Raw genomic sequence first — 23159 nt, 5'->3', positions numbered from 1 at the left:
AGGCTCAAAGAACAGGAGCGCAAACATGCCCAGGACACCTGGCAGGCTGGAAAAGATCTTCTACGCAGCGGATGCCTACCTCCCCAGCTACGAACAAGGCGCCGACCTGATCATCGTCAGGGCGCCCGATGGCCAGCTCTGGGGCGTGGCCTGCGAATTCGAGCTGTGCACCCAGGACATCGAAAAGGCCGCGGTGAACAACCAGCAACCTTTCGATGAAGCGGACCCGAAGTTTGCCGCGGTGCGCTGGAGCGCCCACCACAATGGCATCGGCCTGCTCCCCGCAAGCTGGGAAGACCTGATGAACGCCGGACTGGCGGACTGCATCGCCGGCTATCAACTGGAAAGCCGCTTGGGCATCCAGCGCTTTACCCAGGACTGAACAGCCACCGCCGGACCGACGCCCGCAGCGGGCGCCGGCCTCGACGCTAGCGACCAGTGAACGGCCCCAAATCATCGTTGGACGTGCTCTGCAGGTCGCCATTGCGCAACGCCGCCACGTCCCCGGCCTTCACCGCCGACGCCTGGTTGCCCCAGCTGCCGCGGATGAAGTTGACCACATCGGCCACCTCCTGGTCCGACAGGCGCCAGGCGAAAGGCGGCATGGTGAAGGTCGACGGCGCGCTGTGGGTGGCCGGCAAGGTGCCGCCCTTGAGCACGATGTGAATCAGCGAGGTGGCATCCGCCGATTGCAGCACCGGATTGCCCGCCAGCGCCGGGAACACCCGGGTGTAGCCCTGGCCGTCGGTGCGATGGCAGGCTGCGCAGTTGTCGATGTACACCGCCGCGCCGGGCTGGCTGTCGTCACCTTTCCACAGAGCCTCGGCCACCTGCTGGTCATACGAGTGCGGCTGATCCTTGGGATCATTGGCCGGCAGCGACTTGAGGTAGCGGGCAATCGCCGTCAGGTCGGCCTCGCTCATGTACTGCATGCTGTGCACCACCACATCGCTCATGCCGCCAAACACCGCGCTGCGATCGCTGCGGCCGGTCTTGAGGAACTGCACCAGTTGCTCTTCGCTCCAACTGCCCAGGCCATCCTTGTGGTCACCGCGCAGGCTCTTGGCGATCCAGCCCTCCAGCGGCGCACTGCCGGACAGGAAAGCACTGCCGTCGCTGGCGCTCAGGGCCTTCTCCTGCATGGTCAGGGCCCGGGGCGTGTGGCAGGCCCCACAGTGGCCCAGGCCCTCCACCAGATAGGCACCGCGGCTGATCACCGGATCGCTGCCGGTCGCGAGCGCCGGGGTCTCCACGCTCGGGGCGAACATCCAGCGCCAGATCGACAGCGGCCAGCGCATGCTCAGGGGCCAGGGAATGTCGCTGTCCTGGTTGTCCCTGGCCACCGGTGCCACGCCCTTCATGAAGTAGGCGTAGAGCGCCTGCATGTCGGCGTCGCTGACCCGGGCATAGGACGGGAAGGGCATGGCCGGGTACAGGGTACTGCCGCCCTTGGCCACGCCATGGCGCACGGCCTGGTCGAAGTCCTCGAAGCTGTAGTCGCCGATGCCGGTCTTGTCCGGGGTGATGTTGGTGGAATAGATCACCCCGATGGGGGTTTCCATCGGTAGCCCGCCGGCGAACGGCTGGCCGTCCTTGGCGGTGTGGCAGGCCACGCAGTCACCGGCACGGGCCAGGTACTCGCCCTGCTGCACCAGGGCCTGCTGATCCGCTTCGGCGGCGCTGACCGAGGCGCTGCCCAGCAGCGCCAGGGTGGCGATAACGAGTGCTTTCATGGTCATCGCTCCTTATGCCTGCACCAGCGGGCCGGGGTTCTTCAGGTACTGCTCGCGGATCGCCCGGGCCGACCAGTAGGTCAACGCCGCCACCAGGCCGGTGGGGTTGTAGCCCAGGCCTTGGGGGAAGGCCGAAGCCCCGGGAACGAAGACGTTGTGCACGTCCCAGCTCTGCAAGTAGCGGTTCAGGGCACTGGTCTTGGGGTCGGTGCCCATGATCGCGCCACCGTTCAGGTGCGTGGTCTGGTAGGACGCGGTGTTGAAGTGCTCCCCTACCTGCTTGCCCAGCCGGGCAATGGCCTTGGGATTCATCGCCTCGGCGATCTTGCTCATCTTCTCGACCATGAAGCGGTTCATCTTGATGTCGTTTTCCTGCCAGTCGAAGGTCATCCGCAGCAGCGGCAAGCCGTAGGCATCGCGGTACACCGGGTCCAGATCCAGGTAGTTGCCACGGTAGGACTGATGCGCACCGTGGGCGTCCATGGATACCTGGTGGGTGTAGTAATCGGCAGTGGCCTTCTTCCAGGCGCTGCCCCAAGTCGGGGTGCCCGGTGGGTTCGAGGTGCCGGCAATCGGCCGGCTGCCGGCCTGGTTGACCCACATCGGCGAGCCGCCGACGAAACCGTGCGGGCCGTGGTCGAAGTTGTCGGCGTTGAAGTCGTCCACCGCCACACCGTTGCCGCCGGCGCCGATGAAGTTGTTGGTGTGCACGTCCTTGTCGAAGTAGGCCTTGATGGTGGCCATGTTCTGGTAGGCGAAGTTCCTGCCCACCACGCCTTCGCCGCTGATCGGGTCGTAGGGCTTGCCGATGCCCGACAGCAGCATCAGGCGCACGTTGTGCAGCTGGAAGGCGCCGAGGATCACCAGGTCCGCCGGCTGCTCGATCTCCCGGCCCTGGCCATCGACATAGGTGACACCGGTGGCGCGGGTCTTGCTGCTGTCGAGGTTGACCTTGAGCACGTGGGAATTGGGGCGCAACTCGAAATTCGGCAACGGCTTGAGGGCCGGCAGGATGTTCACGTTGGGCGAGGCCTTGGAATACATGTAGCAGACGTAGCCGCTGCAGAAGCCGCAGAAATTGCACGGGCCCATTTGCGCGCCATAAGGGTTGGTGTAAGGCCCTGAGGTATTGGCCGACGGCAGGTTGTAGGGCTTGTAGCCCACTTCATGGGCGGCTTTCTGGAACAGCTGTGCGGAATAGGTGTTTTTCTGCGACTCCAGGGGGAAGTGGTCCGAGCGATCCGGTGCATAAGGGTTGCCGCCCTTGCCGTCGCCCACCAACTGGCCCTTCACGGTCCAGGCCTGGCCGGAGGTGCCGAAGACCTTTTCCGCAAAGTCGAAGAACGGCTCCAGCTCTTCATAGCTGACGCCGAAGTCCTGGATGGTCATGTCCTTGGGGATGAAATGCTTGCCGTAGCGCTCTTCGTAATGACTGCGCATGCGCAGTTCGATGGGGTCGACGCGAAAGTGCACGCCAGACCAGTGCAGGCCGGCACCGCCCACGCCGTTGCCCGGCAGGAAGGCGCCCAGTTGCCGGTTGGGCAAGGCCACATCGTTGACGCTGTGGCGAATGGTCACCGTTTCTTTGGAAATGTCCTGGAAGAGTTTCTTGCGCACGCTGTAGGTGAGCTCGTCGATCACCTGGGGATAACTGCCGTCAGGGTAGGTGTCCTGCATTGGCCCGCGCTCCAGCGCCAGCACGTTGAGCCCGGCTTCGGTCAGTTCCTTGGCCATGATCGCGCCGGTCCAGCCAAAACCAACGATCACTGCGTCGACCTTCTTCATCACTGTTGCCATGCTCAAGCCCTCTGGCCGCGAATCGATACTGCCGGGAAGGGGTATTGCTCGTTGCGCTCCACCCAATCCATGAAATCGGCGCGTGCGCCGGGAAAGCCGATCAGGGTCCAGCCCACCAGGCCTTGGTTGCCACCGTGGATCGGATCGCTGAAGAAGCCTTCCTTGGTGTTTTGCAGCAGCAGATTGAAGAAAAGCTTGGCCGGGACCGCCTCGAACTGCGGGGTTCCGGCCTCCAGCTGCTTGAGCAAAGCGTCTCGGGTAGCGCTGTCTTGCGCAGCAAAAACTTGACCCTTGAGGTCTTTGCACCATGCATCCACAGCGGCAATGCCCAGGCGATAGATCTCCTTGGGCACCAGCTTGCTCTGCCAACCCATCTCCGGTGCGGCGTCGGCCTTGAACGGACCTTGCATGTACCACAGGGCGCCGGCGGCGTAGGGGGTGTTCATTTGGCGGTCGATGTACTCCGGCACCCCGGCTTCCAGGGCACCTGGCCCCATTTCGTCCGCCGGGATCAGGCGCTCTACCGCCGCCTTGATGAAGGCCCACTCTTCGGCGCTGAAGTAACTGGGCTCATAGTTCTGGCTGCCGCTGGGCAGCTTGCTCGGCGCCGCCGGCCTGGCAGGGGCGGCCGTCTCGGGCGCGGCCGCCAGCATGGAACTGCCCAGGCCGGTACTGGCGACAGTGACCACAGGGATCAAGGTCAAGGATTTACGCAAAAACTCACGCCGCGGGTTGTCTCGATCTTGATCAGACATGGGTGCACCTCATCAGGCATTGATGGAAAGGTCAGCCGCGTCATGGCGCGACTTTGTGTTTTGGCAACGCAGAAGGCCGGGCAAGACCCGGTTTGTATGAGCACATCAGCAAAATTTGGTTACAAATGGTAGCAGGCTAAGCATTTGGATGAACCGTTTCAGGCGAAAAAAAGATCAGAAGCGGCGGAAAATTACGTATCAGCTTCACGTTTCTATGACAGTTGGCTCACGGGGCTTTGCTGGCCAATGGCGGCTGCAGCACCCGTGTGTTCGCCACCTGTTCGGTGAAAAGCTGGTTCGAAACGGTGGGGGTCAGAGGGCCGCGTAGGAGCGAGCTGGCTCGCCAAAGCCCACGGGGCGAAGGAAGGATGGCGAATCGTTTCGCCGGCAAGCCGGCTCCTAAGAGGGAGCCGGCTTTGTCTGGCGTGGTCAGTCGGTTTTTTTCTTCAACTTGGGGTTGGGGAAGAACTGCACCGATTGCACCTTGGTGTCAGCCACCTTGGGCGTCGCGCTGTTGACCCGGGTCCCGAGTTCCTTGGGCACCGACAGGCCCTGCTCGTTGAGGGTGTCGGAGTAGCCACAGGCCACGCACTCGCGATGGGGTACGTCGTCCTCACTCCACATCATCAGCTTGTCCTGCTCACTGCACGCCGGGCACACCGCACCGGCGATAAAGCGTTTCTTGGTCTTCACGGGTGCGTCACTCATGCTGCCGCGTCCTCGCTGAGGCCGCTGTGGCGCAAGAGTGCGTCAATCGACGGCGCCCGTCCGCGGAAATCGACAAACAGCACCATCGGCTCCTGGGAGCCGCCACGGGCCAGGATCGCCTCGCGGAACGCCCGCCCGGTGGCCGGGTTGAGCACGCCGTCTTCCTCGAATTTGGAGAAGGCATCGGCCGACAGCACTTCCGCCCACTTGTAGCTGTAGTAGCCCGCGGCATAACCGCCGGCAAAGATGTGGGCGAAGCTGTTGGGGAAACGGTTGTAGGCCGGCGGACGCATCACCGAGACCTCGTCACGCACGGTTTCCAGCACTTGCAGCACGCTGCGGCCATCGCCGTGGGTGGCATGCAGTTCGAAGTCGAACAGCGAGAATTCCAGCTGGCGCACCATCATCAGCCCGGACTGGAAGTTCTTCGCCGCCAGCATCTTCTGCAGCAGGTCCTGGGGCAGCGGCTCGCCGGTTTCATAGTGACCGGAGATCAGCGCCAGGCCTTCCGGCTCCCAGCACCAGTTCTCCATGAACTGGCTCGGCAGCTCCACCGCGTCCCAGGCCACGCCGTTGATACCGGAGACCCCGGCATGCTCGACCCGGGTCAGCAGGTGGTGCAGGCCATGGCCGAACTCGTGGAACAGGGTGGTGACTTCGTCGTGGGTCAGGAGCGCAGGCTTGCCGCTGTCGGCCGGGGTGAAGTTGCACACCAGGTTGGCCACCGGGCTCTGCAACACACCGTCAACGGTGCGGCGACGGTCGCGGGCACCGTCCATCCAGGCACCGCCACGCTTGTTGGAGCGGGCGTAGAGGTCGAAGAAGAAACGGCCGACGTGCTGACCGTTTTCCTTGATTTCGAACAGGCGCACGTCCGGGTGCCAGCTGTCGAAGCCCTGCTGCTCGGCAATCTCGATGCCGTACAGGCGCTGGACAATGGCGAACAGGCCGCCAAGTACCTTGTCGATGGGGAAGTAGGCGCGCAGGGCTTCCTGGGACACGCTGTAACGCTGCTCACGCAGCTTCTCGCCATAGAAACCGCTGTCCCAGCTTTGCAGGTCGGGGCAGCCCTGTTCGGCGGCATAGGCCTTGAGCTGCTCCAGGTCCTGAGCGGCAAAGGGTTTGCTGCGCTTGGCCAGGTCCCGCAGGAAGCTCAGCACCTGATCGCTGGACTCGGCCATCTTGGTGGCCAGGCTCAGCTCGGAAAAGCTGGCAAAGCCCAGGAGCTTGGCCAGTTCCTGACGCAGGTCGAGGATCTCTTCCATCACCGGGCCGTTGTCGTTCTGACCGGCATTAGGGCCTTGGTCCGACGCCCGGGTGCAGTAGGCGGCATAGACCTCTTCACGCAGGGCACGGTCCTGGGCGTAGGTCATCACCGCGTAGTAGCTGGGGAATTCCAGGGTGATCAGCCAGCCGTCCAGGCCCTTGGCCTGGGCCGCGGCGGCCATTTGCGCCTTGGCCGAGTCGGTCAGGCCGGCCAGGGCCGCTTCGTCGGTGATGTGCTTGGTCCAGGCCTGGGTGGCGTCCAGCAACTGGTTGGAGAAACGGCTGGCCAGCTCCGAGAGCCGGCTTTGTACCTCTGCGTAGCGCTGTTGCTGCTCGGGCGGCAAGTCGATACCCGACAGGCGGAAGTCCCGCAGGGAGTGCTCGAGGATGGTTTTCTGCGCCACGTCGAAACCGGCGGCTTCGGGGCTCTTGGCCAGGGCGTCGAAAGCCTGGAACAGCTCGCGGTTCTGGCCCATTTCCGTGGAGTAGGCGCTCAAGGCCGGCAGACAGGCCTCGTAGGCTTCACGCAGTTCGGCGCTGTTGCACACCGCGTTGAGGTGGCTGACCGGGCTCCAGGCCGCACTCAGGCGGTCATTGAGCTCGTCCATGGCCAACACCAGACCGGCCCAGGTGGGCTGGGTGGCTTGGGTCTTGAGGATTTCAGCGATGGCGGCGCGGTTGTCAGCCAGGATCTGTTCGATGGCCGGTTGCACATGCTCGGCGCGGATCGCCGAGAACGGCGGCAGGTCGTAGGGCTGCAGAAGAGGGTTGTTCACACTCACGGTGGGCACCTTGGCTGGAAGAAACATGCAGGGAAACGTAGCACCATCTTAATTACAATGAGCGGCCACCGCAGCTATAGCCCCCATTAATAAATCTCAGAGAGGCATTCGCACTTGGCCATTCGCAGCTATCAGAACCACACCCCGAGCCTGGGCGAACGGGCCTTTGTCGACCACTCGGCCGTGGTCATCGGCGACGTCGAGATCGGCGCCGACAGCTCGGTCTGGCCCCTGACGGTGATCCGCGGCGACATGCACCGCATCCGCATCGGCGCGCGCACCAGCGTGCAGGACGCCAGCGTGCTGCACATCACCCACGCCGGCCCCTTCAACCCTGACGGCTTCCCGCTGCTGATCGGCGACGACGTGACCATCGCCCACAAAGTCATGCTCCACGGTTGCCGCATCGGCAGCCGGGTGCTGATCGGCATGGGCAGCATCGTCATGGACGGCGCGGTGGTGGAAGACGACGTGATCGTCGGCGCCGGCAGCCTGGTGCCACCGGGCAAGCGCCTGGAAAGTGGCTTTCTCTACGTCGGCAGCCCGGTGAAGCAGGCGCGCCCGCTGACCGACAAGGAGCGCGCCTTCTTCACCTACAGCGCCGCCAACTACGTGAAGCTCAAGGACCTGCACCTGGCCGAAGGCTACGACCGTCCCTGATCTGCTACTGACTGCCGAGGAACTGCCATGCATTACCAAACCGTCCTGTTCGACCTCGACGGCACCCTGACCGATCCCCGCGAAGGCATTACCCGCTCGATCCAGTTCGCCCTGGGCAAGCTGGGGATCGACGAGCCGGACCTGACCCGGCTGGAGCACTTCATCGGCCCGCCGCTGTTACAGGCTTTCATGCAGTTCTACGGTTTCGACGAAGCCCGGGCCTGGGAGGCGGTGAACTTCTATCGCGAACGCTTCAAGGTCACCGGCCTGTATGAGAACCGGGTCTTCGACGGGGTCGCGCCGCTGCTGGAAACACTCGGCGGGCAAGGGCGCCAGCTGTACATCGCCACCTCCAAGCCCTGGGTGTTTGCCCGGGAAATCGCCCGCCACTTCGACTTCGCCCGGCACTTCAAGGTGATCTACGGCAGCGAACTGGACGGTACCCGCACCGACAAAGTGGAGCTGATCGCTCATTTGCTGGAGCAGGAACAGCTGGACCCGGCCAGCACCCTGATGATCGGCGATCGCAAGCACGACCTGATCGGCGCCAAGCGCAATGGCCTGGACGCGGCGGCGGTGGGGTATGGATTCGGCAGCCGTGAGGAGCTGAGTGCCGAAGCTCCGGCCTATCACTTCGAGACGCTGGCCGAGTTGCATCAGGCGTTTTTGCGGCGTTAGAACCGCTGTTCGCCGGCAAGCCGGCGCCTACCGGTCAGGGGTGGGAGCCGGCTTGGTGGATAAGGCGCTCTGCAGCCTGAGCAAATCAGCCTTGCGCTGCTCGGCCGGCAGGCGCCCCAGTTTCTCCACTGCAAGGAAGAACGCCGGCCAGTCGCCATTGACCTCCTTGAACAGCGCGGCAAACGCCGGCACCCATTGGTCGTACAGACCGAAGGGCAGCAGCCGGGCGTTGTTCAACGGTGCGTTGATCCAGGCGTCATAGCGCTTGGAACCGGCCCACTCGCGGTCCCGCAGCTGCCGATAATCCCGGCGCAGCACTTCGAACTCCTGGGCCTTGCGCTGGCGCATCTGCTCGGCGGACAAGGGTTGGGCATACAACTGCTCCAGGCGTTTGCGAGCATCCAGCAACAGCTGGATGAACTGATCCCGTTGACGGACATCAGCGTTGTCCTGAGGCGGCAACCCACGATAGGCCCGCCACTGGCGGGTGCCTTCCTGCTCGACGAAAGTGGCGAAGGACTCATTGAACTCGGTGTCGTCCTTCACATAGAAGCGCTGGTGCGCCAGCTCGTGGAAGATCAGGGTCGCCAGACGCTCATCGCCCCAATGCATCATCGAACTGATGATCGGGTCATCGAACCAGCCCAGGGTCGAATAGGCCTCCACCCCGCCGATCGCCACGTCCATGCCTTTTTGCCGCTGCAGTGCCGCCTCGCCCCGGGCGGCGCCCTGGCTGTAGTAGCCGCGGTAGGCCACGCAACCGGCAATGGGGAAGCAATGGGTCTGCGGGCTCAGGGAAAACTCCGGGGTCGCGAACACGTTCCACACCACATAGGGCCGGCCGATGTCGACGTACAGCCGGTAGCTGTTGTTATCCGGCAGGTGCAGATGCTGGCTGGCAAAGGTACGGGCCCGTTGCGACTGGGCCAGATGGGCCCGCAGGGTCGGGTCGCGGGTGGGGTCGGCGACCACCTGGGCCACCGGCGTGCGAGCCCGCAACAGGTGCATCTGGCCGCTGGCCAACTGGCTGTAGTACGCAACGCTGCTGCAACCGTTGAGCAGCAAAAGCGTCAGGGCCGCAAACAAAAAGCGCAAAAGAGGATCAAGTAACCCATGGCTTGAACGCGGCCTATTCAATTGGAATCATCCACAGAGAGTCTGCCCGCAAGACTATCTCGCCAGCCTGGAGTTTCGCCATGTGCGTGTTACTGCCGACGGCCGCACTCTTGTCTTTCGCCGGCGGCGCCGGACTGCCCGAACCGGCCCCGGCGCAAGCCTGGATCGACCTCGAGCCCCCCGGGACCGCCACCTGCTGGCTGATGAGCAACACACCCTGCTAGCGGCGGGCTGCCAGCGCAATTGATCGGCGCTATGCTGAGGGCCTTTCGCTTATTCGGCCTCCGTCATGCGCCCACTTCTGTTGATCCTTGCCCTTGCCACCCTCAGTGCCTGCAGCACACCCCTGCCCAGGGTCGATCCGCAACAGGCCTGGATCGACCTAGCCACACCGACGCCGGGGGGCAAGCTGGTCATGGCCGAACGCCTGGACAACCAGCGCCTGCGGGACGGGCGTTTCTTCCAGGTCAGCCCCGGCAGCCACGAGCTGATGGTGCGTTTCGACTTCGAGGTGTTCGGCGGCGGCATGGGGATGACCACCGATCCCCAGGAGCGACTGTGCTACCTGAGCCTGCGCTACGACCATTTTGAGGCCGGCCAGCGCTATCGCCTGGAGGCACGCAACCTGGCCTTCACTCCCAGCGCCCGGCTGTACAACGCCAAGCGCGAGATCGTCGCCGAGGAGCGCCTGATCAACTGCGTGCCGTGAGCCGGCTCAGCGATCGTTCTTCTGATAGATGATCTTCTTCGTGCCGTTCTCACAGCTGCCGACCACCATGTTGTTGTCGTGGACCTCGTCGTTGGTGACGATTTCCAGCGTGTAGGAGGCAACGCCCTGGGCCTGGATCTTGGCTTCGATCTCAGCCTTGAGTTCCTCGCAGGGCTTGGGGGCGGCGAAGGCCGATGTGGCCAGCGCACAGCAAACAACCGCCAAGGCAAAACGTTTCATGATCTCAAGCTCCCTTGCTACGGCGCGCACGAGCGTGCGCTGAAGCCGCAGTCGCGTATTCGACCACAGGTTCTTGTCCGCCGCACAGACGCATTCACCGGCATGCCGGCTCCTAGCAACCGAAGCAGGAGCTGGCTTGCCGACGCAACGCTCAACCCAGCAGCGTCGCTTCCAGGCTGATCTTGGCATTGAGCACCTTGGACACCGGACACCCTTCCTTGGCCTTGTTGCTCAGTTCCGTGAACTGCTGCTGGCTGGCGCCGGGGATCTTCGCCTTGAGGATCAGGTGCACCGCCGTGATGGCGAAGCCGCCGTCCACCTGATCCAGGGTCACTTCCGCCTGGGTATCGATGCTGTCAGCCTTGAGCCCGGCATCACCGAGAATCATCGAAAACGCCATGGAGAAGCAGCCCGCATGGGCCGCACCGATCAACTCTTCCGGATTGGTGCCCTTGCCACCTTCAAAACGTGCCTTGAAGCCATAGGGCGCCTCACGCAACACCCCGGTTTCGGTCGAGATCGAGCCGATGCCGGTTTTCAGATCACCTTCCCAATGAGCCGAAGCCTTCTTTTTGATACTCATCACTTTCTCCTCAAGAACCGGGTGCGAAGGGTCGCACCGCACTTGTTTCTGTTGCCTAAGGGTTCTGAGGATAGATCCGGCGGCAAAGTTCAGCCGGTGTGCGCGACGTCTATTTACCCGACAAATTCACTCTGACTATTGAAACTCGGGTATATGCCCACATTGCATGAGTCTGACTTACAAATTTCGGCAGGTTTTGGCTCATGACAAAGGCCTGCACCCCTATGGAGAAGCAGGCCTATGAAACCGCTGTCCGCTGTTAAATTCTCGACCCTCGATCTGGTGCCCGTGCGTGAAGACGGCAGCCCGGCGCAATCCCTGCGCAATTCCCTGGACCTGGCCCAGCACGTGGAAAAGTTCGGCTACACCCGCTTCTGGGTCGCCGAACACCACAACATGGATGGCATCGCCAGTTCCGCCACTTCGGTGTTGCTGGGTTATCTGGCCGGTGGGACATCGAGCATTCGCGTCGGCTCCGGCGGGGTCATGCTGCCCAACCACGCACCGCTGGTGATCGCCGAACAGTTCGGCACCCTGGAAAGCCTGTACCCGGGACGCATTGACCTGGGCCTGGGCCGCGCCCCGGGTTCCGACCAGATGACCGCCCGCGCCCTGCGCCGGGAACGCTCCGGCAGCGCCGACGATTTCCCCGAGGACGTGGCGGAACTGATGGCCTACCTCGGCCCGCGTACTCCGGAACAACGGGTGATCGCAGTACCGGGCACCGGCACCAACGTACCGGTGTGGCTGCTGGGCTCCAGCCTGTTCAGTGCGCAATTGGCCGGGGAACGGGGTTTGCCTTACGCCTTCGCCTCGCATTTCGCACCGCGCTACATGCATGAGGCGATTCGCGTCTATCGCAATCACTTCAAGCCTTCCGCGGTGCTCGACAAACCTTACGTGATGCTGGGCGTGCCTCTGGTAGCCGCGGATACCGATGAACACGCGGATTACCTGGCCACCTCGGTGTACCAGCGGATTCTCGCCCTGATGCGCGGCCAGAGCCTGGTCCAGCGCAAGCCGGTCAACAGCATGGACGGCCTGTGGCTGCCCCATGAGAAGGAGGCGGTGTCGAGTTTCCTGGGGTTGGCGATGATCGGCAGCCCGGCGAAGATCCGCGCCAAGCTGGAGGTGCTGATCGAGCAGACCGGCGCCGACGAACTGATCTTTACCTGCGACCTGTACGAACACGCCGATCGCCTGCACTCCTATGAGTTGCTGGCCCAGGTGATGAAGGGCTAAGGCTGCTTTCGGGCACAAAAAAGCCGACGCTGATGCGTCGGCTTTTCAATGGGCTTCTACAAAGGCTCAACCGCGCTTGTAGACAATCTCCTTGGTGCCGGCTTCGCAGGAGCCAACCACTTTGCCGTCAGCCGCCGCGCCTTTGTCGACCACTTCCAGCGAATAGTGGGTGGCGCCTTTGGCATCGATCTTCGCGGCGATCTCGCTTTTCAGCTCTTCGCACGGCTTGCCGGCGGCAAGGGCAGTTCCCGCAAGACTCAACAAAGCAGCAGCTAATACTAGTTTTTTCATCGGTCACATTCCCTGGTCGGATCAAAAGAGGCGGCGTTGCAGCCAGCCTGACAGAGGCTCAAGACAGTTGTAGCGCTTTGCCACTTCCTATGGCACTCGGCCAGCGCACAAGTTCCAGAGCCTAGCCCAAGCTTTCAACTATTGGCAATCCGGAAGCCTACCTTGAGGGTGACCTGGAAATGCGCCGCTTTACCGTCCTTGATATGACCCCGGGTTTCGGTCACTTCGAACCACTCCAGGTGCTTGATGCTCTTGTGCGCCTCGGCCAGCGCGTTGTTGATTGCCTCTTCGATGCTGTTCGGCGACGAACCCACCAGTTCGACTTTCTTGTAGGTGTGATGATCGGTCATGGCGCTCTCCTTTTTTGCTGTGAAATACAGCCTAGCAGTGATTTTTCTTATTACTTGGGGCGCCAGTGCCAAGGGGTAAGTTCAGATTTTCTGCACTTTCCCAACAGGCCGCAGTCGGAACCTACACAGCCTATTCATCACCCCGCAGGAGAGCCGACATGGCCAACACCTCGTTACGCAAAGCCTCACTGGAAAGTATGGAAGCCGAGATCGAAAGCCTGCTCAAATCCCTGGAAAGCCTCAAGGACGATGCGACTGACGAATCGCGCAAGACCCTCAAGGCCCTCAAGAGCAATGCCGAGAATGCGCTCAAGCATTCCCGCAGCCTGATCAGCGATGCCTATGAAGAAGTCAAAGTCAAAACCCGCGAAACCGGGATCGCCACTCGCGACTACGCCCAGGAACACCCCTGGACCACCGCGGGTGTGGCGGTAGGCGCCATTGGTCTGCTGGCCGCCTACCTGCTGTGCAAGCGCGGTAACTAAAGCGCCTGGCGCAGTTCGTTTTTCAACCACTGCGCCAATTGCCGGGCGCGCCCATCGGCGGCGCGCTTGGGTAACCACAGCGCCAGTTGCCCCGGGGTGTCGGAAAACCCCCACGGGGCAACCAGCCTGCCCGCCAGCAAGTCCTCGGCCACCAGCGGCTCTGGAGCGATTGCCACGCCCAGCCCGGCCACGGCCGCTTCCAGCAAGTAATACAAATGCTCGAAACCCTGCCCGTACTTCAGCGCCTCGGCGCTGATGCCGTTGTGCCGTGCCCAACTGGGCCAGGCCTGGGGACGCGAGGTGGTGTGCAGCAGCGATTCTGCCGCCAGGGCCGCCGCTGGCGCTTCGCGCAAATGCGAGTAACCGGCATAGCGCGGGCTGAGCACCGGCCCGATTCGCTCGCTGGCCAGCTCATAGACCTGCATGTCCGCCGGCCAGGGGGGCTCGGCAAACACCAGCAAGGCATCCAGCCCCGGGCGCCGGGGGTCCAGATCGCCTTCACCGGCGGAAAGGTGCAGGCGCAGGTCCGGCAAGTCGGCATTCAGGCGCCCCAGGCGCGGAATCAGCCAACGCGCCAGCAGGCTGCCGGAGCAGCCGAGCACGAAGGGCGCATCGGCACTGCCCCGGGTCAGTTCGCCACAGACGTCCCGCAGACGCTCGAAAGCCTCGCTGCTGGCATCGCGCAGGCGAACCCCGGCATCTGTGAGTTTAATGCCACGGCCATCCTTGACGAAAAGACTCAGGCCCAGGTGTTCTTCCAGCACCTTCAACTGCCGGCTGACTGCGCCGTGGGTCACGTGCAGTTGTTCGGCAGCCTGGCTGACGCTGTTGAGCCGGGCAGTGGCTTCGAAGGCCCGCAGGGCGTTCAGGGGGGGCAGGTCGCGGCTCATGGGATAGGTGAGTTTTCCTGACAGGTTGCGGCGATCTTATCGGTTTTCAGGCTCCAGTGTCAGGGGTAGAGTGGACTCCATTGTCCTTCCACGAATCTGTCATTCCACACACTTCCCCGGGAGCGCTCCAATGACCCAGTCCCAATTGCGTAATGGTCCTGACGACAACGGCCTGTTTGGCGCGTTCGGCGGCCGTTATGTGGCAGAAACCCTGATGCCGCTGATCCTCGACCTGGCCCGTGAATACGAAAAGGCCAAGGAAGATCCCGAGTTTCTCAAGGAGCTGGCCTACTTCCAGCGCGACTACGTCGGCCGTCCCAGCCCGCTGTACTTCGCCGAACGCCTGACCGAACACTGCGGCGGCGCGAAGATCTACCTCAAACGCGAAGAGCTGAACCACACCGGCGCGCACAAGATCAACAACTGCATCGGCCAGATCCTCCTGGCCCGACGCATGGGCAAGAAACGCATCATCGCCGAGACCGGCGCCGGCATGCACGGCGTGGCCACCGCCACCGTGGCCGCGCGTTTTGGCCTGGATTGCGTGATCTACATGGGCACCACCGACATCGAGCGCCAACAGGCCAACGTGTTCCGCATGAAGCTGCTGGGCGCCGAAGTGATCCCGGTCGTCGCCGGCACCGGCACCCTGAAAGACGCGATGAACGAAGCCCTGCGTGACTGGGTAACCAACGTCGACAGCACCTTCTACCTGATCGGCACCGTGGCCGGCCCGCACCCGTACCCGGCCATGGTCCGCGACTTCCAGGCCGTGATCGGCAAGGAAACCCGCGAGCAGATGCAAGCCCAGGAAGGCCGCCTGCCGGACAGCCTGGTGGCGTGCATCGGCGGCGGCTCCAACGCCATGGGCCTGTTCCACCCGTTCCTCGACGACAAAAGCGTGCAGATCATTGGCGTTGAAGCCGCCGGCTACGGCATCGAGACCGGCAAGCACGCCGCCAGCCTGAACGGCGGCGTACCGGGCGTGCTGCACGGCAACCGCACCTTCCTGCTGCAGGACGACGACGGCCAGATCATCGACGCCCACTCGATTTCCGCCGGCCTCGACTACCCCGGCATCGGCCCGGAACACGCCTGGTTGCACGACATCGGCCGCGTCGAATACACCTCGGTGACCGACGACGAAGCCCTGGCCGCGTTCCACCAGTGCTGTCGCCTGGAAGGCATCATCCCGGCCCTGGAAAGCGCCCACGCCCTGGCCGAAGTCTTCAAGCGCGCACCGACCCTGCCCAAGGATCACCTGATGGTGGTCAACCTCTCGGGCCGCGGCGACAAAGACATGCAAACCGTCATGCACCACATGCAACAGTCCCAGCAGGAGAAACACTGATGAGCCGCCTGCACACCCGCTTTGCCAAGCTCAAGGAACAGAACCGCGCCGCCCTGGTGACCTTCGTCACCGCCGGCGACCCGAACTACGACACTTCCCTGGCGATCCTCAAGGGCCTGCCCGCAGCGGGTGCCGACGTGATCGAACTGGGCATGCCCTTCACCGATCCGATGGCCGACGGCCCGGCGATCCAGCTGGCCAACATCCGCGCCCTGGGGGCCAAGCAAAACCTGGCGAAAACCCTGCAGATGGTCCGCGAGTTCCGCGAAGGCAACCACGAAACGCCGCTGGTGCTGATGGGCTACTACAACCCGATCCACCATTACGGCGTGGCGCGCTTCATTGCCGACGCCAAGGCATCTGGTGTGGATGGCCTGATCGTGGTGGACATGCCGCCGGAACATAACAGCGAGCTGTGCGACCCGGCCCAGGCCGCCGGCATCGACTTCATCCGCCTCACCACCCCAACCACCGACGACGCGCGCCTGCCCAAGGTGCTCGACGGCAGTTCCGGCTTTGTCTACTACGTTTCGGTAGCCGGGGTGACCGGTGCCGGCGCCGCCACCCTGGAACATGTGGAAGAGGCCGTGACCCGCCTGCGGCGCCACACCGACCTGCCCATCAGCATCGGTTTCGGCATCCGCACCCCGGAGCAGGCCGCCGCCATCGCCCGTCTGGCAGACGGCGTGGTCGTGGGCTCGGCACTGATCGACCACATCGCCAACGCCGAGTCTTCCGAGCAAGCGGTGGATGGCGTCCTGAGCCTGTGCGCAGCCCTTTCCGAAGGCGTACGCAAGGCTCGGGTCAGCTGAAGGTAAAGACCAGACCGCAAGATCAGGGGGGCGCAACCAAAGGTTGCGCCCCCCTTTTTGCATGGTGTGCACGAGCAACCACCGGCTCCTTAGAATCCCGTCAGATCCAGCGGCCGCATGGCCCCCATCCAGATCGCATGATCGGTGTGATCGAGCAAATCGTCCCCGGTATCCGGGTGCAGGAACACCACCAGCCCCCGGCGATTGAGGGCCAGCCACGGCACTACCTGGGCAAACACCTCAGGGGCGAACGCCAGCTGGCAACTCCAGTCCGGATGGGGCCCCACCGGCCGCTCGTGGACCCGCCCCATTTTCAGGTCAAACAGCTGCGCGGCCTGCTCGCACAAGGCCCGGGCCTGGTCGATGGTACTGGCGTCGAAGTAGACGTGGGCGTGATAGCCCTTGATCCGTTGCATGCAAACCCTCGCGATAAAAGACCAAGCCTCAAGGCTCGTCACAGAGGCTGAGCACCCTCTGTGGAAAAAACACCGGCCCCATGAAAACACCGAAAGCCGAGCAGCTCAAAGCGGTTGCGCCAGCGCGCCTGACACCTCCAGCAACTGCTGGCGCAACCAGAGATGGGCCGGGTCTGCCGTGTTGCGTCCATGCCAGATCGCCAACAGCGACGACGCTTCAACCGCCAGTGGCAGCGCCCGCTGACACAGGCCAAAGCGCTGTTCGAAAGCCCGGGCCAGCGGCCCCGGCACAATCGCCACCAGCCGCGACTGTTCCAGCAACTGCGGCAGCACCAGGGCATGGGGCAGGGTGACCTTGTACTGGGGACTGCGGCCAATCGCCGCCAGCGCCTGCTCCAGGCGCTGGCGATCGAACATCTCCGACTGCCGGGCAATACCGCGCTCAAGAATGTAGCCGTTGACCGCGCCTTCCTCCTGCCCGCCTACCGACAGTGTGATCAATGGCTGGTCCGCCAGGGCCTCAAGGGTCAACTCGGGCAGGTCGAGCAAGGGATGCTCGGGACACATCAGCAACACATCCTGCTGCTGCCAGAGACGGGCGCTGTGCACTCGCTGCGGCAGCTCGGCAAACACCCCCACGGCCAGGTCGATGCGCCCGACGTCGATCTGCTCGGCCAGATCCAGGCGGGTCGCCGGGCGCACCACCAGGTCCACCCCCGGAGCTTCCTGGGCCAGGCGCCGCAATAGCGGTGCCAGCAGCACCGAACTCAGATAGTCATTGGCGGCAAGGGTGAAGGTCCGCGTTGCGCTGGCGGGGTCGAACGCCTCCACGCCCACGGTGCGCTGAATGGTCAGCAGTGCTTCGCGCAGCGGGCCGGCAATGGCTTCGGCACGGGCCGACGGCTGCATGCCCTTGGCGGTGCGAATAAACAACTCGTCCTGCAGGGACTCACGCAACCGGGTCAAGGCATGGCTGACCGCCGACTGGCTCAGATGCAGGCGCTTGCTGGCCAGCAGGATGCTGCGGTCCTCATAGACGGCATCGAAAACCCGTAGCAGGTTGAGGTCTATACGCGGGACGCGGGGCACTTCATCACGGAGCATATTGCATATCCTGCAGGAGGCTATTGCGGATTGTTCCCTTGCCCCAAGGGGCGGGCGCGGGCAACTTTAGCGCATCCGACAAGCGAGCAGATGGCACTGAAAATCAAACCGTGCGATCACGGCCACGGCTTGCCCGAAGTTCAGTGAACGCAACTGACCTGAGTGTTTTTCGACCCCTTTAAACCTCGTCCTCAGTTGCGATCAAGACCGTGCTCAAGTTCAGGGAACGAAGATGCCCGCAAGCCCCGACCTCAATGACATTCGCGCCCACGATTGGGTCGCCACCCGGCTGCCTCGCTCCTGGCAGGCCTACGCCCGCCTGATGCGCCTGGACCGGCCCATCGGCACCTGGCTGACCCTGCTGCCGGCCCTGGCCGCGTTGATCCTCTGCGCCGGACGTATTCCGCAGGTCGGCACCGTGCTGGTGTTCGCCCTCGGCGCCCTGCTGATGCGCAGTGCCGGCTGCTGCATCAACGACATCCTCGACCGACGCTTCGACGCCCAGGTCAACCGCACCCGCCAGCGGCCCCTGGCCAAGGGCTCACTGAGCCTGAATCAGGCCCTGGCTTGCCTGGTCGTACTCTTGCTGCTGGCGGCCGCATTACTGCCCTTGCTGCAACCACTGACGGTGCTGCTGGCCCTGGGCTGCGTGCCGCTGACCCTGGTCTACCCGCTGTTCAAACGCTTCACCCACTGGCCCCAGGCGTTTCTCGGCGCGGTGTTCAACTGGGGCGTGCTCATGGCCAGCGTGGAAACCACCGGCAGCCTGCAACCCAGTGCGCTGGCGCTGTGGCTGGGCTGCCTGTTCTGGCAGTTGGGATACGACACGCTCTATGCCTACAGCGACCGTGAGGACGACCTGAACATGGGCCTGCGCTCCACCGCGACGCTGTTCGCCGAACGGGGCAAGACCTGGATCGCCGGGTTCTACGCCATGACCCTGCTGTGCTGGTGCGGCGCAGGCCTGCTGGCCGGTGCCAACCCGGGCTTTTTCATCCTGCTGCTGCCGATTGCCTTGTCCCTGGCCTACCAGCTCAGCCTGTTCAGTCCGGACCACCCGGAGCCCTGCAACGACCTGTTTCGCAGCAACTTCCACGTCGGCGTGCTGCTACTGGCCGGCGCCTCGGTGGCCATCGTTTAACCGCTGAACACTCAGCAATCGGCAACATTCCCAACCACACAAGGACTTGTCATATGCCTGCCCGCTCAATCGCATCACCACTCTCGGCACCGGAACAATGGGCCGCTCTGTTCCTGCGCCTGGCCCTGGGCGCCATGTACATCGCCCATGCGCTGTTCAAAGTCCTGGTCCTGGGTTGGCCGGGCACCCTCAAGCTGTTCGGCGCCACCGGCATGCCCGAGTGGCTGACCTACCCGGCGGTGTGCGCCGAGCTGGTGGGGGGCTTGTTGCTGATACTCGGGGTCGGCGTGCGCTGGATCGCCCTGGGGCTGCTGCCGATGCTGCTGGGGGCGATTGTCTTCGTCCACGGCGCCCACGGCTGGATCTACACCAGCCCGGGGGGCGGCTGGGAATACCTGGCCTTCCTGGCGGTGGTGTCGGTGTCGCTGGTGTGCCTGGGCAACGGCGCACTGTCCCTGTTGAGCCTGTTCAAGGCGCCGCCTACAGGGCAATGGACGGCAACGACAGCCCCTTGAGGGATTGAGCGCTGCCGGCTTGCTCGGCCATCAGCCAGTCGACGAAGCGCTGGATCAATGGGCCACGGCGCTTGCGTGGCGGCAGCACCACGTAGTAGCCGTAGCCGGACAGCGCACTCTGGGCGATCGGCCGGCACAACAGCCCCTGTGCCAGCAGATCGTCCACCAGATGACGCCAGCCGATGGCCACGCCCTGGCCGCCGATGGCCGCCTGGATCAGCAAGGTGTAGTTGTCGAAACGCAATTGCCCGGGGGGCGGGGCGCCAGCCAGGCCCAGTTCGCGGAACACCCCGCTCCAGTCGAACCAGTGGCTGGCGTTTTCACCCCGCAGGTGCAGCAGCGGCATCTCCAGCAGGGCATGGGCGGGCAGGGGAGCCAGACGCTCCTTGAGCAGCAGCGGGCTGCACACCGGAAATACTTCCTCGCTGAACAGCCAGCGACTTTCGCCATGCTTGAAACGCCCGTCGCCGAACAGCACCGCCACGTCGATATCGCTGCGCAGCATGCTGTGGCTGCGTTCACTGGTCACCAGGCTGACGTCCACCTGGGGATTGGCCTCATGAAAGCGATGCAGGCGCGGCATCAGCCAATAGGCGGCGAAGGCGAAGTCCGTGGCCACCTGCAGCACCTCGTGCTGATGCTGCTGGCTCAGGGCACTGAGACCAGCATCGATGCTCTGCAAGCCAATCTGCACCTGTTCCAGTAACAAGGCGCCGGATTCGGTCAGTTCGATACCGCGGTAGATCCGGTCGAACAGGCGCACGTTCAACCGCTCCTCCAACCGTTTGATCTGCTGGCTGATGGCCGGCTGGGTGGTCCCCAGTTCCACCGCCGCGGCGGTGAAGCTGCGCAAACGGGCCGCTGCTTCAAACACCCGGAGCAGGTCCAGGGACAGGTCGCCAAGGGCTTCATACATAAGCTGTGCTTATCCTAGTCATTGCCGTGCATGGGCTTTACCGCCAAAGACATGGAATCCATGCTCGATCGCAGCACTTTCGCATAACCATCGACTATGGAATGCCGCGAATCCATGAAGCGCAAGAACATTCTTTTCATCATGGCCGACCAGATGGCCGCGCCCTTGCTGCCGTTCTACGGTTCATCGCCGATCAAGCTGCCGCACCTGAGCCGCCTGGCCGCCCAGGGCGTGGTATTCGATGCCGCCTACTGCAACAGCCCACTGTGCGCGCCGTCGCGCTTTACCCTGGTCAGCGGGCAGTTGCCGAGCAGAATCGGCGCCTACGACAACGCTGCGGACTTTCCCGCCGACGTGCCCACCTACGCTCACTACCTGCGGCGCCTGGGCTACCGCACCGCGCTGTCGGGCAAGATGCACTTCTGCGGCCCGGATCAGTTGCACGGCTATGAAGAGCGCCTGACCACCGACATCTACCCCGCCGACTACGGCTGGGCGGTGAACTGGGATGAACCCGAAGTGCGTCCCAGCTGGTACCACAACATGTCCTCGGTGCTGCAGGCTGGGCCCTGCGTGCGCACCAACCAGCTGGATTTCGATGAAGAGGTGGTGTTCAAGGCCCAGCAGTACCTGTTCGACCATGTCCGCGAAGCCGCCGACCAGCCGTTCTGCCTGACGGTGTCCATGACCCACCCCCACGATCCCTACACCATTCCCAAGGCCTTCTGGGACCTGTACCGCGACGACGAAATCCCACTGCCCCAGACCCCGCCGCAGAGCGAACTGGACCCGCATTCCCAGCGCCTGCTCAAGGTCTACGACCTGTGGGACAAGCCGCTGCCTGTGGATAAGATCCGCGATGCACGACGGGCCTACTTCGGCGCCTGCAGCTACATCGACAGCAACGTCGGCAAGCTGCTGCAGACCCTGGAAGACACCGGGTTGGCAGACGACACCCTGATCGTGTTTTCCGGCGACCACGGCGACATGCTCGGCGAGCGCGGCCTCTGGTACAAAATGCACTGGTTCGAAATGGCCGCCCGGGTGCCGCTGTTGATCTGCGCGCCGGGGCAGTTCGCCGCCGGGCGAGTCAGCGCGGCAGTCTCCACCGCCGACCTGCTGCCGACCCTGGTGGAACTGGCCGGCGGCCGGGTGGAAGCGGACCTGCCCCTGGACGGCCGCTCCCTGGTCCCCCACCTGCTGGGGCAGGGCGGCCACGATGAGGTCTTCGGCGAATACATGGCCGAAGGCACCATCAGCCCGCTGATGATGATTCGTCGGGGCGCCTACAAATTCATCTACAGCGAAGACGACCCCTGCCTACTCTTCGATGTAGCCAACGACCCTCAGGAACACCGCGACCTCAGCCAGTCGGCCGAGCATCGAGCGCTGTTCGACGCCTTCCTCGCCGAAGCCCGGGCCAAGTGGGACATCCCCACCCTTCACCAACAGGTCCTGGCCAGCCAGCGCCGTCGCCGCCTGGTGGCCGACGCCCTGGGCCGGGGCACACGCAAGAGCTGGGATCACCAGCCACTGGTAGACGCCAGTGCGCAATACATGCGCAACCACATCGACCTCGACGATCTGGAGCGCAAGGCGCGTTACCCACAACCCTGCCAACACCAATAATCCAAGGGGAAGAGCATGCAAAAGTTATCCACAGCGCTGGCCGTCGGGTTCCTGGCTCTGGGCAGCACAACCGCCTGGGCCGACTCGTGCGCAACCGTGAAGATGGCCGATCCGGGCTGGAGCGACATCGCCGCCACCAACGCCATCGCCAGCTTTCTACTGGACGGCATGGGCTACAAGGCCAAGATCGACACCCTGGCGGTGCCGATCACCTACGGCGGCCTCAAGGACGGCCAGGTGGATGTGTTCCTGGGCAACTGGATGCCGGCGCAACAGGGCTTCTACGACAAGTTCGTGGCCAATGGCGAGGTGATCCAGCTGGCGAAGAACCTGGAAGGCACCGAGTTCACCCTGGCAGTTCCAGACTACGTGTGGGACGCCGGGGTGCACGACTTTGCCGACCTGAGCAAGTTCGCCGACAAGTTTGACCAGAAGATCTACGGCATCGGCTCCGGTGCCCCGGCCAACCTGTCGCTGCAGGAAATCATCAAGAACAACGAGTTCAGCCTCGGCCAGTGGAAGCTGATCGAGTCCAGCGAGCAGGCGATGCTCGCCGAAGTGTCCCGGGCCACGAAAAAACAGCGCTTCGTGACCTTCCTCGGCTGGACCCCGCACCCGATGAACGTGCAGCTGAACATGCATTACCTGACCGGGGGCGAGAAGTACTTCGGCGCCAGCGGCAGTGTCTACACCCTGACGCGCAAAGGTTATGCACAGGCCTGCCCGAACGTCGGCAAGCTCCTGACCAATCTGCGGTTCACCCAGGACATGGAGAACGCCATCATGGCCGAGGTGGTGAACAAGAAGGTCAGCAACGCCGACGCCGCCAAGGCCTGGATCAAGGCCAACCCGGCGGTGCTGGAGCAATGGCTGGAAGGGGTCCGGACCCTTGATGACAAAGAGGCCCTGGCGGCGGTGAAGGCCAAGTTGTAGCCCGAGGTGCGCCGGCCATTTGCCGGCAAGCCGGCTCCTGGGGGATCAGGGGCCGGC

The 23159-nt window shown here is 63.7% G+C and carries 27 protein-coding genes; 13 read left to right on the top strand and 14 right to left on the bottom strand.

Translation table 11 applies throughout. The features are described from left to right. The first annotated feature begins 25 nt into the window (after positions 1-25). Positions 26-382: a hypothetical protein gene (locus Q8O96_RS18210; protein ID WP_102862471.1), complete on the top strand. Its 357-nt coding sequence runs from the start codon at positions 26-28 to the stop codon at positions 380-382. A gap of 46 nt (positions 383-428) precedes the next feature. Here Q8O96_RS18210 and Q8O96_RS18205 read toward each other — a convergent pair whose 3' ends face one another. The 5 genes from Q8O96_RS18205 to prlC form a co-directional block, all read right to left on the bottom strand. Beyond that, a complete protein-coding gene (locus Q8O96_RS18205; protein WP_115581302.1) occupies positions 429-1733 on the bottom strand; it encodes a cytochrome c in 1305 nt (434 codons plus the stop codon). A 12-nt stretch (positions 1734-1745) separates the two neighbouring features. Continuing rightward, positions 1746-3530, bottom strand: a complete 1785-nt coding sequence (locus Q8O96_RS18200) for a GMC family oxidoreductase (protein WP_305949182.1) — start codon at positions 3528-3530, stop codon at positions 1746-1748. 2 nt (positions 3531-3532) lie between these two features. Continuing rightward, positions 3533-4285 carry a gluconate 2-dehydrogenase subunit 3 family protein gene (locus Q8O96_RS18195; protein WP_102862468.1) on the bottom strand — a complete coding sequence of 251 codons (753 nt, stop codon included), beginning with the start codon at positions 4283-4285 and terminating at the stop codon, positions 3533-3535. 429 nt (positions 4286-4714) lie between these two features. Continuing rightward, positions 4715-4993, bottom strand: a complete 279-nt coding sequence (locus Q8O96_RS18190; protein WP_047290196.1) for a YheV family putative zinc ribbon protein — start codon at positions 4991-4993, stop codon at positions 4715-4717. Beyond that, a complete protein-coding gene (gene prlC / locus Q8O96_RS18185; protein ID WP_180988544.1) occupies positions 4990-7068 on the bottom strand; it encodes an oligopeptidase A in 2079 nt (692 codons plus the stop codon). The genes Q8O96_RS18190 and prlC overlap by 4 nt, the downstream gene beginning before the upstream one ends. Positions 7069-7155: 87 nt before the next feature. Between prlC and Q8O96_RS18180 the strand changes: the two genes are divergently transcribed. Next, positions 7156-7701 carry a gamma carbonic anhydrase family protein gene (locus tag Q8O96_RS18180; protein WP_047306753.1) on the top strand — a complete coding sequence of 182 codons (546 nt, stop codon included), beginning with the start codon at positions 7156-7158 and terminating at the stop codon, positions 7699-7701. A gap of 27 nt (positions 7702-7728) precedes the next feature. Further along, entirely contained in the window at positions 7729-8379 is a 651-nt protein-coding gene (locus tag Q8O96_RS18175; protein WP_102862466.1) for an HAD family hydrolase, read from the top strand. A 27-nt stretch (positions 8380-8406) separates the two neighbouring features. On the opposite strand, the gene Q8O96_RS18170 is transcribed toward Q8O96_RS18175, so the two are convergent. Further along, the gene (locus tag Q8O96_RS18170; protein WP_207814916.1) at positions 8407-9516 is read right to left on the bottom strand and encodes an aminopeptidase; all 1110 of its coding nucleotides are present in this window, start codon (positions 9514-9516) and stop codon (positions 8407-8409) included. Between the two features lie 59 nt (positions 9517-9575). On the opposite strand from Q8O96_RS18170, the gene Q8O96_RS18165 reads away from it, so the two are divergent. Beyond that, positions 9576-9719, top strand: a complete 144-nt coding sequence (locus tag Q8O96_RS18165) for a hypothetical protein (protein ID WP_305949197.1) — start codon at positions 9576-9578, stop codon at positions 9717-9719. Between the two features lie 65 nt (positions 9720-9784). After that, positions 9785-10204 carry a hypothetical protein gene (locus tag Q8O96_RS18160; RefSeq protein ID WP_250329679.1) on the top strand — a complete coding sequence of 140 codons (420 nt, stop codon included), beginning with the start codon at positions 9785-9787 and terminating at the stop codon, positions 10202-10204. A gap of 6 nt (positions 10205-10210) precedes the next feature. Here Q8O96_RS18160 and Q8O96_RS18155 read toward each other — a convergent pair whose 3' ends face one another. Further along, entirely contained in the window at positions 10211-10444 is a 234-nt protein-coding gene (locus Q8O96_RS18155) for a DUF1161 domain-containing protein (RefSeq protein WP_102862463.1), read from the bottom strand. A 151-nt stretch (positions 10445-10595) separates the two neighbouring features. Beyond that, the gene (locus tag Q8O96_RS18150; protein ID WP_102862462.1) at positions 10596-11027 is read right to left on the bottom strand and encodes an OsmC family protein; all 432 of its coding nucleotides are present in this window, start codon (positions 11025-11027) and stop codon (positions 10596-10598) included. A gap of 240 nt (positions 11028-11267) precedes the next feature. Between Q8O96_RS18150 and Q8O96_RS18145 the strand changes: the two genes are divergently transcribed. Then, on the top strand, positions 11268-12269 hold the full coding sequence (locus tag Q8O96_RS18145; protein ID WP_102862461.1) for an LLM class flavin-dependent oxidoreductase: 1002 nt from the start codon (positions 11268-11270) through the stop codon (positions 12267-12269). 66 nt (positions 12270-12335) lie between these two features. Here Q8O96_RS18145 and Q8O96_RS18140 read toward each other — a convergent pair whose 3' ends face one another. Both Q8O96_RS18140 and Q8O96_RS18135 read right to left on the bottom strand, forming a co-directional pair. Then, positions 12336-12560: a DUF1161 domain-containing protein gene (locus Q8O96_RS18140; protein WP_102862460.1), complete on the bottom strand. Its 225-nt coding sequence runs from the start codon at positions 12558-12560 to the stop codon at positions 12336-12338. 134 nt (positions 12561-12694) lie between these two features. Beyond that, positions 12695-12910, bottom strand: coding sequence for a dodecin (locus tag Q8O96_RS18135; RefSeq protein ID WP_016965134.1), 216 nt, complete (start codon positions 12908-12910; stop codon positions 12695-12697). 158 nt (positions 12911-13068) lie between these two features. Here Q8O96_RS18135 and Q8O96_RS18130 point away from each other — a divergent pair, with 158 nt between their 5' ends. Further along, positions 13069-13395, top strand: a complete 327-nt coding sequence (locus Q8O96_RS18130; RefSeq protein WP_102862459.1) for a YqjD family protein — start codon at positions 13069-13071, stop codon at positions 13393-13395. Here Q8O96_RS18130 and Q8O96_RS18125 read toward each other — a convergent pair. After that, positions 13392-14285: a LysR family transcriptional regulator gene (locus Q8O96_RS18125; RefSeq protein ID WP_102881425.1), complete on the bottom strand. Its 894-nt coding sequence runs from the start codon at positions 14283-14285 to the stop codon at positions 13392-13394. The genes Q8O96_RS18130 and Q8O96_RS18125 overlap by 4 nt on opposite strands. A 130-nt stretch (positions 14286-14415) precedes the next feature. On the opposite strand from Q8O96_RS18125, the gene trpB reads away from it, so the two are divergent. Continuing rightward, positions 14416-15636, top strand: coding sequence for a tryptophan synthase subunit beta (gene trpB, locus Q8O96_RS18120; RefSeq protein WP_102862457.1), 1221 nt, complete (start codon positions 14416-14418; stop codon positions 15634-15636). Then, positions 15636-16448, top strand: a complete 813-nt coding sequence (trpA, locus tag Q8O96_RS18115; protein WP_102862456.1) for a tryptophan synthase subunit alpha — start codon at positions 15636-15638, stop codon at positions 16446-16448. The genes trpB and trpA overlap by 1 nt, the downstream gene beginning before the upstream one ends. Before the next feature lie 89 nt (positions 16449-16537). Here the strand turns inward: trpA and Q8O96_RS18110 are convergent, their stop codons facing one another. Next, positions 16538-16864 (bottom strand): DOPA 4,5-dioxygenase family protein, encoded by a 327-nt coding sequence (locus Q8O96_RS18110; protein WP_102862455.1) that lies wholly within the window; start codon positions 16862-16864, stop codon positions 16538-16540. Between the two features lie 105 nt (positions 16865-16969). Next, positions 16970-17968, bottom strand: a complete 999-nt coding sequence (locus Q8O96_RS18105) for a LysR family transcriptional regulator (RefSeq protein ID WP_305949181.1) — start codon at positions 17966-17968, stop codon at positions 16970-16972. Between the two features lie 232 nt (positions 17969-18200). Here Q8O96_RS18105 and ubiA point away from each other — a divergent pair, with 232 nt between their 5' ends. Together ubiA and Q8O96_RS18095 are read left to right on the top strand one after the other, a co-directional pair. Continuing rightward, complete coding sequence (gene ubiA, locus Q8O96_RS18100) at positions 18201-19109, top strand: 4-hydroxybenzoate octaprenyltransferase (protein WP_305949180.1); 909 nt, start codon at positions 18201-18203, stop codon at positions 19107-19109. Between the two features lie 53 nt (positions 19110-19162). Further along, positions 19163-19624 (top strand): DoxX family protein, encoded by a 462-nt coding sequence (locus tag Q8O96_RS18095; RefSeq protein WP_102862452.1) that lies wholly within the window; start codon positions 19163-19165, stop codon positions 19622-19624. Here Q8O96_RS18095 and Q8O96_RS18090 read toward each other — a convergent pair. After that, positions 19590-20540 carry a LysR family transcriptional regulator gene (locus tag Q8O96_RS18090; protein WP_102881420.1) on the bottom strand — a complete coding sequence of 317 codons (951 nt, stop codon included), beginning with the start codon at positions 20538-20540 and terminating at the stop codon, positions 19590-19592. The genes Q8O96_RS18095 and Q8O96_RS18090 overlap by 35 nt on opposite strands. A 114-nt stretch (positions 20541-20654) precedes the next feature. On the opposite strand from Q8O96_RS18090, the gene betC reads away from it, so the two are divergent. Together betC and choX are read left to right on the top strand one after the other, a co-directional pair. Then, positions 20655-22169 (top strand): choline-sulfatase, encoded by a 1515-nt coding sequence (gene betC, locus Q8O96_RS18085; RefSeq protein ID WP_115581295.1) that lies wholly within the window; start codon positions 20655-20657, stop codon positions 22167-22169. A 15-nt stretch (positions 22170-22184) separates the two neighbouring features. Beyond that, the gene (gene choX, locus Q8O96_RS18080; RefSeq protein WP_207166825.1) at positions 22185-23102 is read left to right on the top strand and encodes a choline ABC transporter substrate-binding protein; all 918 of its coding nucleotides are present in this window, start codon (positions 22185-22187) and stop codon (positions 23100-23102) included. Positions 23103-23159 lie beyond the last annotated feature (57 nt).

It is taken from the genome of Pseudomonas sp. LPH60, assembly GCF_030718165.1.
Classification (GTDB): Bacteria; Pseudomonadota; Gammaproteobacteria; order Pseudomonadales; family Pseudomonadaceae; genus Aquipseudomonas; species Aquipseudomonas danubii.
The sequence above is the reverse complement of the archived record's forward strand: the minus strand, read 5'-3'. Positions and strand labels throughout refer to the sequence as shown.

What these genes read in the sequence shown, in the direction of transcription:
- Q8O96_RS18210 (WP_102862471.1), top strand. Translation starts at nt 26, where the DNA reads ATGCCCAGGACACCTGGCAGGCTGGAAAAGATCTTCTACGCAGCGGAT.
- Q8O96_RS18205 (WP_115581302.1), bottom strand. Translation starts at nt 1,733, where the DNA reads ATGAAAGCACTCGTTATCGCCACCCTGGCGCTGCTGGGCAGCGCCTCG.
- Q8O96_RS18200 (WP_305949182.1), bottom strand. Translation starts at nt 3,530, where the DNA reads ATGGCAACAGTGATGAAGAAGGTCGACGCAGTGATCGTTGGTTTTGGC.
- Q8O96_RS18195 (WP_102862468.1), bottom strand. Translation starts at nt 4,285, where the DNA reads ATGTCTGATCAAGATCGAGACAACCCGCGGCGTGAGTTTTTGCGTAAA.
- Q8O96_RS18190 (WP_047290196.1), bottom strand. Translation starts at nt 4,993, where the DNA reads ATGAGTGACGCACCCGTGAAGACCAAGAAACGCTTTATCGCCGGTGCG.
- prlC (WP_180988544.1), bottom strand. Translation starts at nt 7,068, where the DNA reads ATGTTTCTTCCAGCCAAGGTGCCCACCGTGAGTGTGAACAACCCTCTT.
- Q8O96_RS18175 (WP_102862466.1), top strand. Translation starts at nt 7,729, where the DNA reads ATGCATTACCAAACCGTCCTGTTCGACCTCGACGGCACCCTGACCGAT.
- Q8O96_RS18165 (WP_305949197.1), top strand. Translation starts at nt 9,576, where the DNA reads ATGTGCGTGTTACTGCCGACGGCCGCACTCTTGTCTTTCGCCGGCGGC.
- Q8O96_RS18160 (WP_250329679.1), top strand. Translation starts at nt 9,785, where the DNA reads ATGCGCCCACTTCTGTTGATCCTTGCCCTTGCCACCCTCAGTGCCTGC.
- Q8O96_RS18155 (WP_102862463.1), bottom strand. Translation starts at nt 10,444, where the DNA reads ATGAAACGTTTTGCCTTGGCGGTTGTTTGCTGTGCGCTGGCCACATCG.
- Q8O96_RS18150 (WP_102862462.1), bottom strand. Translation starts at nt 11,027, where the DNA reads ATGAGTATCAAAAAGAAGGCTTCGGCTCATTGGGAAGGTGATCTGAAA.
- Q8O96_RS18145 (WP_102862461.1), top strand. Translation starts at nt 11,268, where the DNA reads ATGAAACCGCTGTCCGCTGTTAAATTCTCGACCCTCGATCTGGTGCCC.
- Q8O96_RS18140 (WP_102862460.1), bottom strand. Translation starts at nt 12,560, where the DNA reads ATGAAAAAACTAGTATTAGCTGCTGCTTTGTTGAGTCTTGCGGGAACT.
- Q8O96_RS18135 (WP_016965134.1), bottom strand. Translation starts at nt 12,910, where the DNA reads ATGACCGATCATCACACCTACAAGAAAGTCGAACTGGTGGGTTCGTCG.
- Q8O96_RS18130 (WP_102862459.1), top strand. Translation starts at nt 13,069, where the DNA reads ATGGCCAACACCTCGTTACGCAAAGCCTCACTGGAAAGTATGGAAGCC.
- Q8O96_RS18125 (WP_102881425.1), bottom strand. Translation starts at nt 14,285, where the DNA reads ATGAGCCGCGACCTGCCCCCCCTGAACGCCCTGCGGGCCTTCGAAGCC.
- trpB (WP_102862457.1), top strand. Translation starts at nt 14,416, where the DNA reads ATGACCCAGTCCCAATTGCGTAATGGTCCTGACGACAACGGCCTGTTT.
- trpA (WP_102862456.1), top strand. Translation starts at nt 15,636, where the DNA reads ATGAGCCGCCTGCACACCCGCTTTGCCAAGCTCAAGGAACAGAACCGC.
- Q8O96_RS18110 (WP_102862455.1), bottom strand. Translation starts at nt 16,864, where the DNA reads ATGCAACGGATCAAGGGCTATCACGCCCACGTCTACTTCGACGCCAGT.
- Q8O96_RS18105 (WP_305949181.1), bottom strand. Translation starts at nt 17,968, where the DNA reads ATGCTCCGTGATGAAGTGCCCCGCGTCCCGCGTATAGACCTCAACCTG.
- ubiA (WP_305949180.1), top strand. Translation starts at nt 18,201, where the DNA reads ATGCCCGCAAGCCCCGACCTCAATGACATTCGCGCCCACGATTGGGTC.
- Q8O96_RS18095 (WP_102862452.1), top strand. Translation starts at nt 19,163, where the DNA reads ATGCCTGCCCGCTCAATCGCATCACCACTCTCGGCACCGGAACAATGG.
- Q8O96_RS18090 (WP_102881420.1), bottom strand. Translation starts at nt 20,540, where the DNA reads ATGTATGAAGCCCTTGGCGACCTGTCCCTGGACCTGCTCCGGGTGTTT.
- betC (WP_115581295.1), top strand. Translation starts at nt 20,655, where the DNA reads ATGAAGCGCAAGAACATTCTTTTCATCATGGCCGACCAGATGGCCGCG.
- choX (WP_207166825.1), top strand. Translation starts at nt 22,185, where the DNA reads ATGCAAAAGTTATCCACAGCGCTGGCCGTCGGGTTCCTGGCTCTGGGC.